Annotated in this window: 8 protein-coding genes and 1 pseudogene; 2 read left to right on the top strand and 7 right to left on the bottom strand. The window is 74.7% G+C overall.

Features of this window, described 5'->3' with window-relative positions; all coding sequences use genetic code 11:
* Positions 1-28: 28 nt before the first annotated feature.
* Positions 29-397, bottom strand: a complete 369-nt coding sequence (locus tag ACZ4YY_RS06650) for a hypothetical protein (RefSeq protein WP_468285303.1) — start codon at positions 395-397, stop codon at positions 29-31.
* On the opposite strand from ACZ4YY_RS06650, the gene ACZ4YY_RS06645 reads away from it, so the two are divergent.
* A complete protein-coding gene (locus tag ACZ4YY_RS06645) occupies positions 396-806 on the top strand; it encodes a hypothetical protein (RefSeq protein WP_468284530.1) in 411 nt (136 codons plus the stop codon). The genes ACZ4YY_RS06650 and ACZ4YY_RS06645 overlap by 2 nt on opposite strands.
* Here the strand turns inward: ACZ4YY_RS06645 and ACZ4YY_RS06640 are convergent.
* Positions 769-1,002: pseudogene (locus ACZ4YY_RS06640) on the bottom strand (helix-turn-helix domain-containing protein); the annotation flags it as partial. The gene ACZ4YY_RS06645 and the pseudogene ACZ4YY_RS06640 sit on opposite strands and share 38 nt — an antisense overlap.
* Positions 1,003-1,179: 177 nt before the next feature.
* Between ACZ4YY_RS06640 and ACZ4YY_RS06635 the strand changes: the two are divergent.
* Complete coding sequence (locus ACZ4YY_RS06635) at positions 1,180-3,405, top strand: eCIS core domain-containing protein (RefSeq protein ID WP_468284528.1); 2,226 nt, start codon at positions 1,180-1,182, stop codon at positions 3,403-3,405.
* Here ACZ4YY_RS06635 and ACZ4YY_RS06630 read toward each other — a convergent pair.
* From ACZ4YY_RS06630 to ACZ4YY_RS06610, 5 genes are all read right to left on the bottom strand, one after another.
* On the bottom strand, positions 3,388-5,295 hold the full coding sequence (locus ACZ4YY_RS06630; RefSeq protein ID WP_468284526.1) for a protein kinase domain-containing protein: 1,908 nt from the start codon (positions 5,293-5,295) through the stop codon (positions 3,388-3,390). The two genes, ACZ4YY_RS06635 and ACZ4YY_RS06630, sit on opposite strands and share 18 nt — an antisense overlap.
* A 133-nt stretch (positions 5,296-5,428) precedes the next feature.
* Positions 5,429-6,487, bottom strand: a complete 1,059-nt coding sequence (locus tag ACZ4YY_RS06625; RefSeq protein ID WP_468284524.1) for a glycoside hydrolase family 5 protein — start codon at positions 6,485-6,487, stop codon at positions 5,429-5,431.
* 448 nt (positions 6,488-6,935) lie between these two features.
* Positions 6,936-8,042 carry a rod shape-determining protein gene (locus ACZ4YY_RS06620; RefSeq protein ID WP_468284523.1) on the bottom strand — a complete coding sequence of 369 codons (1,107 nt, stop codon included), beginning with the start codon at positions 8,040-8,042 and terminating at the stop codon, positions 6,936-6,938.
* A 163-nt stretch (positions 8,043-8,205) separates the two neighbouring features.
* Positions 8,206-12,231, bottom strand: a complete 4,026-nt coding sequence (locus ACZ4YY_RS06615; protein ID WP_468284521.1) for an SAV_2336 N-terminal domain-related protein — start codon at positions 12,229-12,231, stop codon at positions 8,206-8,208.
* Positions 12,221-13,282, bottom strand: a complete 1,062-nt coding sequence (locus tag ACZ4YY_RS06610; protein ID WP_468284519.1) for an AAA family ATPase — start codon at positions 13,280-13,282, stop codon at positions 12,221-12,223. The genes ACZ4YY_RS06615 and ACZ4YY_RS06610 overlap by 11 nt, the downstream gene beginning before the upstream one ends.
* Positions 13,283-13,292 lie beyond the last annotated feature (10 nt).

Below are 13,292 nucleotides of genomic sequence, written 5' to 3'. Positions count from 1 at the left end.
TCGAGCGGCGGGGCATCACTCGCGCGCCTCACCACCCCCGCGCCTCCGCCTCCAGCCGCAGCGCCTCCTCCATCACCGCCCTCGCGATCGGCGCCGCGCTGCCGCCCCCCGAGAGGTCCGTGCGATTCGCCGCCGCGTCCTCCACGACCACGGCGACCGCGCGGCCGGTGGGGAACTGCAGTCGCCAGATCTTGCGGCCGGTGTAGGCGAGCGCGTTGCGGTTGGCGGCGAGACAGGTGGCGAAGAAGAGACGGCGAGCAGGATCTTGGCGAACTCGCCCGGCTGGAAGGAGGGTCCGCCGATCCGGATCCAGATCCTGGGAGCGTGTCGCCGCTGCCTGCGCACGGATCCTGGACCTCGACCCCGAGTGGATCGTCCCCGGCCACGGACCGCTCATGACCCCCGACGACCTGCGGGGCTACATGGCCTACCTCGACGACCTCGCGGCTGTGATCTTCGTGACGAACCATGTGTCGCCCTCCAGCGTGGCTTGGGACGTGACGGGATACGCCGGGCTCGCGCTGAGTGACCTGCTCGTCGACCGCTACCGGCAGGCTGGCCTCACCGACATCATCTACGCATCTCCCACGAAGCACGGCACGAACTGTTCAACGAGACCAACCGCACCGAAGTCGAGGGCGACCCACTGGCCTGGCTGGAGCGGGTACTCGCGCACATCGAAAACGAGCGGGTGCTGCCGTGAGCTTGACATTGCATCACAGGCTTCTTGCCCAGAGAGCGCAACCCTGTCGCGACAACTGAACGATCTGGCTGGAGCGCGAGAGACGGCCCGAGGTGGTCGATGATGCGGTCGGCTGCGGCCGACTTCGACACCCCGAACAGCGGGGCGAGTTGGCGCAGGGTGAGGCTGGTGCGCCAGTACGCGGCGACCAACAGGACCCGGTCCTCCAACGGCAGGCTCCAGGGCCGTCCCTTGCGGACCGGGTCCGAGCCTTCACGCGGCAACGCGATGATCACCTTGCTGAACTGACACGGACTCAGCCCGGAGAACGGGGCTGTCCCGGTCGGAGCCCTCGTGGAAAGTAGGGGGAACGCCGTGACACGAAGCGCTGAAGGGCTGCCCGTTCGGTCGGGTGGTGGTGCCCTCGGATACCTGGTCCCGGTGCCCGCTCATCGCGTAAGCAGGAAGGGTCGCGCTCCGACTGCGGAAGAGGACCTGTGCACACCCACGACCATGCCCGACAGCCCGACGCGGGGGCCGAACGGGCCAAGGCCCGCACGCCCGTCCGAGGCGGCACGCAGAGCAGCCGGTTGCTCGCCCTGCAGGGCACCGCCGGGAACGCGGCGGTCGTCCAACTGCTCCGCGAAGCCGGGCACCCCGAGGCGGAGCAGCCCCCGGTGCAGCGGTCCGCCGTGCACGAGGTCCTGCGCAGCGCCGGTCGGCCCCTCGACGACGCCACCCGCAGCGACATGGAGGCACGCCTCGGCGCGGACTTCTCCGACGTCCGGGTCCACGACGACAGCGCAGCGAGGGCCTCCGCGGCGGACGTGGGCGCCCGCGCCTACACCTCGGGCAGTCACATCGTCCTCGGCGACCACGGTACGGACCGGCACACCCTCGCCCATGAGCTGACCCATGTCATCCAGCAGCGCCAGGGGCCCGTCGCCGGTACCGACAACGGGGCGGGACTGCGGGTCTCCGACCCCTCGGACCGCTTCGAGCGGGAGGCGGAGGCCAACGCGGCACGGGTGCTCCAGGGCCCCGCGCCGCTCCAGCGACGGCCGGCGGACCGGGAGACGGAAGGGCCCGCCACCGCCCGGACGCCCACCGTCCAGCGGATGGAGAACGAGAACGCCGGCGGTGCGACGGAGGCCGGACAGGAGCCTCCCGTGGTGCTCGTCCAGCCCGGCTACGCCTCCGGGGACCAGTTCGCGATCGCCGCGATGCTGATGCACGACCCGACCCGGCACGTCTATCTCACCTTCGAGGGGACCAACCGCAGGCCGGCCGAGAGCATCGCCAAGTTCTACCGCGAGTCCGGCATCGCCGACGCGCGCATCCACCTGCTCTCCGTCGGCCAGGGGAACCCGAAGGCGGCGGTGCAGGCGCAGTACAAGCGGGACTTCCACAGCCTGGGCGCGGAGGGGCTGTCCAGCGGGGCGATCGGCAAGAAACTCCTCGCCGTGGGCGACGCGACGAAGTACGTCGGCGACGAGTTCAGCCCGGCCATGCGCGAGGAGGTCCGCACCGGCTGGGGGCTGAAGGCCGACGGAGAAGCCGGGCACGACAACGACGGGCAGGTCGAGGCCTGGCTGGCGGGAAAGGGGGTGACGGCGAAGGGCAGGAAGATCGCGGTCCTCTGGTCCCGGTTCAGCGGCAAGAAGGGCGAGGTCCACATCGAGCACGACTCCAGCTACGTCGGCATGGGCCAGATCATCGCCGGACTCAGCGGCGTGGACACGGTCCTGGTCGTGGGCGACGCCGCGCCGGCGCCGCAGGAGCAGACGGGCACGAAGTACGGGTCGATCGCGGACACGTACGGCGACCCGGAGCGGGTGCCGGCGTTCGGCGCCAAGGTGGTCGACCTCACCGAGTTCTGGAAGGACTCCTCGGTCCGGCAGTGGGGCGGCGACTCGCGTACCGGACAGTTCCTCCTCTTCGACTACCTGCACCGCGCCGGAACCACCCGCCACCTGGGCTTCCGCAGTGGCAACCTCGAGGCGATGGCCCTCATGGGGTTCACCGTCCGGTACATGGAGGAGCCCGACAGCGTCATCGGGGGCAGCCGCATGGAGGCCTGGCACGCGGTCGACGACACCGACCGGACCAAGGGCGGCGGCCTCGCGCCCGGCTACGAACGCCTCCGGGTCAGCGAGCCGCCGACCCGGTCGGGCAAGTACCAGAAGTCCCTGCCGCTCGACGAACAGAAGGACGCGCAGAAGCACGCCGCCTGGCACGGCGCGGACAAGGACGCGTACCGGAACCTGAAGAACACGGGCGGGGAGCCGGACGGAAGCTCGCTGCGCAAGGGCTTCGCCGACGAGGACCTGGAGAACATCGACGCCTACCTCGTCACCGGCAGGAGCGAGGAAGGGCTGGCGCCCGAGCTGATCGCCTCCGTGAAGAGCATCAACCACCGGTTCACCCAGGCGGAGGAGCGGCTCCTCCAGGCCGAGGACGAGGCGAAGAAGGCGCGGATCGCGCACGAGAAGGGGGCCGCGGACACCAAGAAGAAGGACAGCGTGAAGCAGTCCCTGCAACGGAAGGCGGAGGAGACGGCGGCGCGGGAGGAGACCGCCCGGACCGTGTTCCACCAGGTCAGGGCCGCCGTGGAGCAGGAGTTCGACGCGCTGTGCACGGAGCACGACAGGACCGACGTCCTGCGGGCGCGCAATCTCTTCGCCTCGAAGATCGCCCACCGGCTCTCACTGCACGTGGCGTAGGGCGGTCCACGTCTCCTTCCCCACGATGCCGTCCGCGTCGAGTCCCCGATCGTCCTGGAAGACGCGGACGGCGGACTCCGTGCCCGGGCCGAACGCGCCGTCCACGCCGCTGTCGCCGATGCCGTAGCCGCGTTTCGTGAGCATGCACTGCACCTGGAGGACGCGGTTGCCGCTGTCGCCGCGACGGGTGCGGCCGTTGCCGGAGTAGTGGGTGCAGTCCGAGACCCAGGGCGCGGTGGTGGGGGAGGGCGACACGGTGCCGGGAGCGGGGCCGGCCGTGGGGGTGCCGGCGCCGGCCGTGGGGGAGGCGACGGCGGCGGGCGGGCGGGACGGTCCGGCGTTCCCGGCGGTGCCCGTGTCCGCGGGGTTCCCGCCGTTCTCGGTGTCCGAGACCTCGCCGGCCGCGCCGTCCGGGTCGGTGGCGCTTCCGTCGGCGCCGCCCTCGACGGACGGGGCGCCGGGCGGCGGGGAGGCGGGGGCGCCACCGGGGACGGCGCCCGCGGTGGACGCGGTGCCCTCCCCGGCGGGTCGGGCGGAGGCGGGGGAGTCCTGGCGGGTGAGGACGACGGCGGCCGTGGCCGCCGTGCACACGGCGAGCGCCGCGGCCGCGGCCACAACCGGCTTCCTCCGGAGCCGGGCGCGGCGTAACCGCGCGGGCACCTCGGGACGGTGCGGCGGTTCCACCGTCCCTCCCGGGTGAGGCGCGGCGGCGGCCTCTTCCGGCACGCGCCCGACCCGCTCCGGGGCCTTGGACGGCTCCGGGCGGCGAGCCGCCTTCGACATGCGGGCGGGCCCCGACGCATGAGCGGGGGCCGACGCGTGGGTGGGGTCCGGTGCGGCGGCCGGGTCGGGGTGCGGGGTGCCGGTGGGCTCCGGGCCCGGACCCGTGCTCGGTGCGCGGGTCGGCCTCGGGGCGAGCGGGAGGTGGTACAGGGTCTCGTACGCCTGCTGCCGGGCCCGCACCCTGGTGCCCAGCGGCTCCGGCCAGTCGGGCGGGCCGGTGTGCGGCTCGGCCGCTTCGAGGAGGGCCTCGGGGGTGGGGCGTTGCGCGGGCTCCTTGGCCAGGCAGGCGGAGAGCAGGGCGCCGAGGTCGGGGTCCGCCGCGGCGATCGCGGCGATCACCTCCGCGTTGGGCTCCTCGAACGCCACCCGGTGCATCACGTCGACGCCCGTGCCGTCGCCGAACGGGGCCCGGCCCGTCGCCGCGTAGACCAGCGTCCCGGCCAGCGAGAACACGTCGGACGCCGTGTCGGAGTGGCCCGTGCGCAGGTGCTCCGGCGACATGTACGCCGGGGTGCCCACCCGGTTGCCGGTGCCGGTGATGGCGCTGGAGTCCACGGCCTTGGAGATGCCGAAGTCGATGACGTGCGCGCCCCGGGCGGACAGCAGCACGTTGGAGGGCTTCAGGTCCCGGTGCACGATTCCCGCGGCGGACAGCGCGACGAGCGCCCGCGCCAGCTCGGCCGCCAGCAGCCAGACCGCGGGCGGGTCGAGGACGCCGTCCTCCCGCACGGCCTCCGCGAGGTCGAGGCCGGGGAGGTACTCGGTGGCCATCCACAGCAGTTCGTCCCGGAAGCCGGTGCCGGCCAGCCCCGGGGTGTGCGGGGTGCGGAGCCGGGCGTGGACGGACGCCTCGCGGGCGAAACGATGCCGGAAGCGGGCGTCCTCCGCGTACTCCGGCCTGATCACCTTCACCGCGACCAGACCGGGGCTGCCGTCCACCGGGCGGGCGAGGTACACCCGGCCCATCCCGCCGCTGCCCAACAGCGCCAGCGGTACGTAGGGGCCGACCCGGTCGGGATCGGAGGGCCTCAGGGGGGCGGCGCCCGCCTGCCGGAGCGCCGCCGCGCCCGTCGTCGAGCCCGGTGGCACCGGCCGCTGCTCTGCCACAGATCCCCCGAAATGGTTTTCTACGTACGCCAGTTCGCCCTCAAGAGAAGAAGAGGCTAGCCCAGCCCCGGCGTACGGTCAGGGTTTCCCCTCACTTCCGCCGGGACCGGGCTGCCCCCGAGCCGGTCCGGGTTCAGGGACGGACCGGCTTGCCGCGCCCCCACGCCCAGGCGAGACGGTCGGCGCCGGACCGGTTGGTCGTCGCCAGCCAGGGACGGGACGGGTCGCCGACCAGCTTCTGCAGCGTGTAGGTGTCGTCGGTGCGCAGGCCGGGCCAGTACACCGCGCCCATCTTCAGTTCGCGGAAGGTGTCGGTGACGGCCTGGATGAAGTTGACGTAGTTGTTGTCGGGGGCCGGCTTGTTGTAGTCGAGGCCGGTGGTCATCGGGGCGCCGAACTCGTCCGCGACGGTGCGGTTCGCGCAGTCGCCGATGCGGACCTTCAGGTCGGCCACCCACTGGTCGTAGGTGGCGTACTCCTTCCAGAACCCGTAGTGGTGCAGGGAGAGGTAGGTGCCCTTCAGGCGCGGGTCGGCGCAGACGGTGGTGACGTGGTCGTTGTAGCCGGCGCCGCTGACGAACACGCGGTTGCGCGGCACCGACGGGTACGTGGCGAGCCACTTCGCGGCGATGTCGGCCCAGTCGGCGTCGGTGTAGCCGTGGGGCTCGTTCATCGGCTCGAAGTACACGTTGCCGTTGTTCCTGTAGGCCTTGACGACCGTGTCCCACATGGGCCAGTAGGTGGCCTCGTCGTCGATGAAGCCGTCCTTGCGCGGGCCCGTGCCCTCCCAGTAGGAGACGATCACCTTGAAGCCCCTGGCCGTCGCCGCGTCGATGACACCGCGGTACGACTTCCAGTAACTGCCGTTCACCGTGTACGGGTTGATCGGCAGGCGGACGGTGTTGGCGCCGAGGTTGGCGCGGAACGCCGTGATCACCCGGCTCGCCTTGGTGTAGGTCCGGGCGTAGGTGTCGGAGAGCGACAGACCCGACAGGACGACCGGGTCGTCGGCGAAGTTGTCCCGCGGGTCGGCCCAGTTGACGCCCTTGAACTGGGTGGGGTCCAGGTTCGGCGCGGCCTGGGCGGGGCTGCCGGCGAGGGTGGTGGTGCCCGCCCCGGCGATCAGGAGCGCCACGGCGGCGGCTCGGAGACGGTGGCTTCGGCGGCGGGTACCGGAGGGGGTTGTGCGCATGGCCTGGCCTTTCGGGGATCCTCATGTTTACGCAAACACCACCGACCTCCTGGTCCGATGTTTACGTAAACATCGCGGCGCCGGAATCGTGGCACCCGACTGGGTGATCGTCAAGGTTTCCGACGGGGGCGGCGCCCGCCGGCCGGGTGCGGGAAGGCCAGTGCGGCTCGCCGGGGTGCGTGGAGTGGCGGATAGCGCCGGAGGTGGGTTGCGGGCGGACCGCACCGGAGGTGGGTGCGGGGGGACCGCGCCGGAGGGGTGTTGCGGGCGGATTCCGCCGCGGGTGCGGGTGGTGTGGGGGAGGGCTGTGCCTGCGGGGGCGAGGTCGTGCCGCGGTCGGGTCGGGCCCGTCGCGTCGCCGTGTCGTGGTTCGGTCCGGGCCCGTCGCGTCGCCGTGTCGTGGTTCGGGTCGGGCCCGTCGTCCGCGTCGTGGTTCGGTCCCGGGCCGTCACGTCGCCGTGTCGCGGTCCGGTTCGCCGGTCGTGTCGTCGTACGTCGCGCGCGGCCCCGGTCGGTCCGTCGTGGCGATCGGTTGCAGGGTCAGGGGTTCGATCTTGCCCTCCAGCATCGCGCCCAGCCCCTGGGCGGCGCAGATGTCGGGGCGTTCGGCGATGTGGACCGGCATGCCGGTGGCCTCCCGGAGCATCTGGTCGAAGCCGGGGAGCAGGGCGGATCCGCCGACCATCATGATGCCGCGGTCGGCGAGGTCGGCCACCAGGTCCGGTGGGCAGTCCCGCAGCACCCGGCCGATGCCGTCGAGCACCGCGGTCAGCGGCGTCTCGATCGCGCCCCGCACGGCGGCGGTGTCGACCCGGACCGAACGGGCGAGGCCGGTGGCGACGTCCCGCCCGTGGATCTCGGTCGAGGCCGGTCCGTGCTGGGTGAGACCGTTGCCGGACAGGGCGAGCTGCAGCGGCCGTACGGACTGGCTGGGCAGCATCAACTCGTGTTCGTGGCGCAGGTGTTGCACGATGGCGTGGTCCACGGCCTCGCCGCCCACGGGGATGCGCTCGGCGGTGACGATCGAGCCCAGGGACAGCACGGCGACCTGCGTGGCGGCCGCCCCGCACACCATGATCATGGTGGCCTCGGGGCGTTCCACGGGCAGTCCGCAGCCGACGGCGGCGGCGATGAGCGTGTCCACCAGTTCCACCCGCCGCGCGCCGAGGCCCACCAGCGTCTCGATGGCGGCGCGCTGGGCGAGCGGGTCGGCGTCGTGCGGGGTGCAGGCGGCGGCGCGCAGGAAGGGCTTGCGGCGCAGCTGGCGGCGGATCTTGTCGCCGAGCAGATGCCGCAGCATGCGCTGTGCCATCTCGATGTCGACGACCGTGCCGCCCGAGACCGGGCGCACGACGCGGATGTAGTGCGGGGTGCGGCCGGTCATCTTCTCGGCGAACTCGCCGACCGCGATCAGCGCGCCGGTGCGGGTGTTCACGGCGGCGGCGGACGGCTGGTCGACGACGAGCCCGGCACCCTTCACATAGACCCGCGTCCTCGCCGCGCCCAGGTCGACGGCGAAGTGGCAGCGGCGCAGCTGCTCCAGGCTGGCGGTCATGGAGTCCTCCCGAGAGCGCGGACCGTGACGGCCGCCGGGCGGTGGCCTCCCTCGCATCGTGCGGGCACGGCGGGGCGGATGCCCGTTGGAGGGGGCCGGGCGGGGGAGCCCTCGAACGTGGGTTCTGGCCCCCGTCTCCTCGCGCAGTGCGCACCGGGGGAGGTCACAGGGTGCGCGCGGCCTCCAGCAGGGGCGTGAGCGAGCGGACGGTCACCTCGCAGCCCGCCCCCCTCAGCTCCTGCTCGACGGTCGGGTTCCGGGCGAGGCCGATGAAGGGCAGACCGATCTGCCGGGCGGCGGTCAGCTCCGCCACCGAGGAGCCGATGAGGACGCCGGGGGGCGTCGTGCCGTCGGGGGAGCGCAGGGCGCGCAGCAGGCTGTCCGGGTGCGGGGTGAGGAGCGTCAGGTCCGGGCCACGGCCGTGGACGCCGTCCAGCGGCAGCCGGTACGGCTCCCGGTAGCGCTGGACGGCCTGCTCGCACACGTCCGTCGCGACGGCCACCCGCCGCCCCGACGCGTGCAGCGCCCGCACCAGGGCCACCGCGTGGTGGGTGGTCGGCGCGTTCGGGACGGCCCGCAGTTCCAGCGCGTCCAGCCGGTCCCGCAGGAGCGGGCCCAGCGGGTCGCGGGCGAAGACGCGCAGCACGTCCAGCGGGTGCACGACCGACTCACGGGCGGCGGTGACGGCCAGCGGACGGCCCGTCAGCGCGTCCTCGGGGTCGCGGTGCTCGGCGGCGAGCGCCAGCAGCTCCAGCGCCGCCTCCCGCGCGGCCGCCGCCGTGAACAGGCGGGTCAGCGGACCGTCGAAGCCGAGCAGGACGGTCCCGGCGTCCGCGAGGAGGGCGGCCGGGGCCGGCGCGGGCCGGCGCACCTCGGGCGGCGCGGCGTGGTCCGGCGCCAGCGTCACCGCGCACGTCACCGCCAGCCCCGGCACCGGCCAGCGGCCCGTGCGCGCGTTGAGCGCGCGCTGTGCGCCGGCCGCCCGGCGCGCGGAGTGGCCGCGGGTGATCCGCGCCGCGGTCTCCCGCAGATGGCCGAGGAGGCGTTCGGCCACGCGGACCGTCCCGGACCGGACGAAGGCCACCGGGTCCTCGACCCGCCAGGACAGCTCGGCGGTGGCGGCGAAGTCGCCCCGGCCGGAGCTGGGCAGGGACATCCGGTGGGTGGCCCGCTGTGCGGTGAGGTCGACCTCGTAGTACGTCGTCGGCCCGGGCGGACGTCCGCCGTCCGGGTGGGCGGGGTCGAGGAGGGTCGGCGGACCGTCGGACCGCAGGTGCACCACGGCGGTGCGGCCGGGCGCGGGGATGCCGAGCGACCCGAGGTCCCGGGTGATGAACGGCCCGCGCACCAGGTCCCGCTGACCGTCCTCGGCGCGGGGTGCAGGCAGCGGGCAGAACCAGGCGAGGGGTGGGGCGTCCGGCCCGTCGGCGAACACCGGGTGGAAACGGTGCGGGCCGGAGGCGGCGGAGCTGTCGGCGAAGGTCGCGTAGAGGGCCGGCGGGACGAGGACGTGGACCGGGGCGGGGGCACCCGGGATCGTGGGTGGTTCGGCGACGGCGTCCCCGAACGTCACGCGCAGCCGCAGCGTCCGCGCGTGCTCGGCGAGCGGGCCGGGCAGCCAGCGCAGCACGGCGGCGAGGACGGGCAGGAGGTAGGCGTCGGGGGCGATGCGGACGCGGTAGCCGTCGGGGCGGACTTGGACCTCGTACTGGTGGGGGGCGAGATCACCGCGGGAGAGGACCTGGTGCACGGCGTACTCGAGGGAGATGCGCGCGGCGGGAAGGGCGGCGAGGTCGGTGTCGGTCTCGAAGCGGAGCACGGGGGCCGTGGCGGCGTCCGGGCGGGGGACGCGCGGGCGCCGGCCGGGGCGTTCACCGCCCGGCGGGCCGCCTGGGGCGAGGTTGCCGAGGGGCTGGAGCCGGGGCAGGCGCAGCAGCCGGTCCGCCCCGCGGCGTCGGGTGTCCGCGTCGTCCGACCTCAGCTCCGCCACGGCGGCGTCGAGTTCCTCGGCGAGGTGTTCCGGCAGGGACAGCCCCGGGAGCGCCGGCTGACGCACGGCCGCGTCACCTGTCCCCCACTGCATCGTGCGGACGAGGTCGCCCAGGTCCCGCAGGTCGTCCGCACGGGTCCCCCTGCCGTACCGCTCGACGTCGAGGCAGGTCAGCACCGGTCCGCGAGGGGAGATGATCACCTGTGACGCGTTCAGCCCGCCGACCGTCTGCCCTTGGTCGTGCAGGGCGGTCACGGCCGCTGCGAGACCGGGCAGGAGAGCCGTCAGCTCGGCCGGCGGCAGTCCGAGCGGCACATTCCGCAGGCGGCCCGGCAGACTCTGGCCGTCGACGAACTCGCGCACCAGGTAGGGGACGCCCTCGTCCTCCCCGAACGCCCTGACGGCGGCGATGCCGGGGTGCTCGACCGCGCTGAGCCGGTGCGCGATGCGGGCGAAGTTGAGGCGCAGCCACCGCGACGGCCGCGGATACAGGCGCACCAGGACGGTCGTGCCGTCGTCCCGGGTGTCCTGCGCCAGCCAGTCGTCGGGTGCCGGGCCGGTTCGTCTGAGGAGGCGGTACCGTCCGGCGATCACCTCGGCGCCCGGTTCTGGCACCCCGCCCAACCGCCGTACGGTCTCCCCCCGCACCGTCGCGAAGGCGTCCTGCCCGCCGCCCGTCTCGGCCCGGAACTCGCCCGCCGCGAGGCCTGCCCGCTCGTCGATCGACGCGCCCATGCGGTCCAGGAGTTCACGGGTGCGGCCGCGGGTGGTGCGGGGCAGGGTGCGCAGGAGCAGCTCGCGGACGCCGGGGCGGAAGGCGTAGGTGCCGGGCGGGCCGGGAGCGGTGGTGAGCATGCCGCTGAGGATGACCTCGGCGAGGTGCTGCGGGCGCGGGTCGCGGTCCACCGCGCGGTGCACGAGGCGCATCACCGGCACCGACGGGACGGCCAGGGCCAGGTGCCCGGCGAGCCGGAAGGCCTCCCGGGAGGCGGTGGCGCGGAAGCGCAGCACGAGGTCTTCGGCCGGGAGGACGGCCGGGGACGCGGTGGCCGGCGCCGGTTCGGGCGGGCGGGGCGCCAGCCAGGCCGCCGAGCCCGGAGCCCGCCCGCCGGCCGGGGCGGCCAGCAGCGCGGCCCAGTGCGCGAGCCACGGCGCGCCCGGCTCCAGCACGGGCAGGGCGACGGCGGCCGGGTGCGGGGGCCGCGCCTCGGGGTCGTAGGGAGTGAAGGTGAGGGAGGCGGAGGGGGCCGCCGCCGACCGCGCGGCCAGGACGCCGGGTTCGGCGGGCAGCGCGGTGGTCGGCCACAGGCGTTCCGGCAGCGGCTGGACGACGGCCAGGGACATCCGGGCCGCCCAGCGCCGCAGGGTGGCGTACCAGCGGTCGCCCGCCGGACCGGGGCGCCACTGCGGGCCCATGCAGTCGCTGACGACCAGGACGACGGTCCGGCCGTCCGCCGGGTCGGGTACGTGCCGGGCGTGGCCGTCGGGCCCGGCCGGGTGCAGGGTGACGGTGTGGAAGATGCCCGACTGGGCCGCGGCGGTGTGCAGTTCGCGGACGAGGGGTCGCCAGACCGGCATGGTCGGGCCGGTGTCGTGCACGAGGGTGAGACGCAGCCAGCGGTCGCGTGCCGGGCGCAGCACCGGCAGCCAGACCTCCGGGTGGGCGCCCAGCCGTGCGATGCGGTCGGCGGTGGCCCGCTCGTCCAGGAGCCGGGCCCGCGCCGAGGGCACGGTGCGCTTCAGCGGGCGCAGGGCGCGCTGGAGGGCCAGCGGGCGGGGGAGCATCGGGGGCGCCGGCGCGAGGAGGGGGGCGCCACCGCCGTCCCAGCCCGGACCGGCGTCCGGACCGTGGGGGGAGGGCAGCCGCAGCGGGACGCGCGCGGGGGGAGCGGGCGGTGGGCGCGGGGCCGGGGGTTCGGGCGGGTCGGGGCTCTCCGGGAGGAGCGGCGGACCCAGGGGCTCGGCCGGAGCCGTGGCGGGGGTCCGGGCCGGCTCCGACGTGGGCCGTCCCTGGCCCCGCTCTCCGCTCCCGGGCCCCGCCCCCTCCCCCCACCGGCCGGCCAGCCACAGCACCTCCGCCAGCTCGCGCGGGGTCGGCTCGGCTCCCGTGACCTGGGTGAGCAGCGCGGCCAGCCGGCCGACGGCCGTGGACCGTGCGGGGACGCCGTCGCCGTCGGGCGGGGTGCTCTCAGAGGCCATCGCCGTCCGCCGATGCGCTCAGGTACGGCATCAGCTCGTCCGCCAGGGCGTCACGGGACTCCGCGTCCAGACCGGCGACCCCGGTGAGGTAGAGGGCGTTCAGGAGCTGGTCGGTGGCGAGTTCGCCGTCGGCGGCGCGGGTCAGGAAGCGCTCGATGAGGTGGTCCGCCTCTCCGGGCGGGGTGTCGAGGTGGGCGCGGACGATCTCGCCGAGCTGCTCGCGGTCGGGGCGGCGCAGTTTCAGGCGGACGCAGCGGCGCAGGAACGCGGGCGGGAACTCGCGCTCGCCGTTGCTGGTGAGGACCACGAACGGGAAGGCCCGGCAGCGCACCCGGCCCCGGGCGACGGCGACCGGCGCGTCCGTGCCGTCCGCGAGGACCTCGACGGTGGCGGCGTCGCCCAGGTCGCGGGCCGCGCGCAGCAGTTCGGGGATCTCGTACTGGCCCTCCTCGAGGACGTTCAGCAGGTCGTTGGGCAGGTCGAGGTCGCTCTTGTCGAGCTCGTCGACCAGCAGGACGCGGGGACGCTCGTAGGGGAGCAGGGCCGTGCCGAGGGGACCGAGCCGGAGGTGGTCCCCGACACCGCCCGCGCCGTCACCCCCGACACCGTCGGCACCGCCCTCCGAGGCGTTCCCGCCCGCCCGCCACGCCGCCTGCCGTGCCGCGTACAGCCGGGACAGCGGGTCGTACTGGTACAGCCCGTCGGCGAGGGTGGTGCGGCTGGTGACGTTCCAGCGCAGCACCGGCCCCAGCCCCAGCTCACGCGCCACCGCGTAGGCGAGGGAGGACTTGCCAGTGCCGGGAGGGCCGGTGACCAGCAGCGGACGGCGCAGGACCAGCGCGGCGTTGACGAGCTGGACGCTCTCGGGGGTGGCCACGTACGTCCGGGCGCGGTGCACCCGGTCCGGCGAGACGGCCGCCTCGTCGTCGCCGTCCCGCGGCGGGGGCAGGACGGGCCCGCCGTCGAACGCCCGCCAGGGCGGCGGGGCGGGCAGCCGGTCGATGCCGTCGTGCGGCTCGTTGTTCCCGGTGTAGACGGACCAGTGCGGCATGGGGGGTTCC

Source organism: Streptomyces sp. NPDC030143, assembly GCF_055573695.1.
Note: the sequence above shows the minus strand (reverse complement) of the source record. Positions and strands in the feature narration are given on the sequence as shown.

Excerpts from the sequence above, each read along its gene's own strand:
- ACZ4YY_RS06615 (WP_468284521.1), bottom strand. The coding sequence starts at position 12,231 with ATGGCCTCTGAGAGCACCCCGCCCGACGGCGACGGCGTCCCCGCACGG.
- ACZ4YY_RS06625 (WP_468284524.1), bottom strand. The coding sequence starts at position 6,487 with ATGCGCACAACCCCCTCCGGTACCCGCCGCCGAAGCCACCGTCTCCGA.
- ACZ4YY_RS06620 (WP_468284523.1), bottom strand. The coding sequence starts at position 8,042 with ATGACCGCCAGCCTGGAGCAGCTGCGCCGCTGCCACTTCGCCGTCGAC.
- ACZ4YY_RS06650 (WP_468285303.1), bottom strand. The coding sequence starts at position 397 with ATGAGCGGTCCGTGGCCGGGGACGATCCACTCGGGGTCGAGGTCCAGG.
- ACZ4YY_RS06610 (WP_468284519.1), bottom strand. The coding sequence starts at position 13,282 with ATGCCGCACTGGTCCGTCTACACCGGGAACAACGAGCCGCACGACGGC.
- ACZ4YY_RS06645 (WP_468284530.1), top strand. The coding sequence starts at position 396 with ATGACCCCCGACGACCTGCGGGGCTACATGGCCTACCTCGACGACCTC.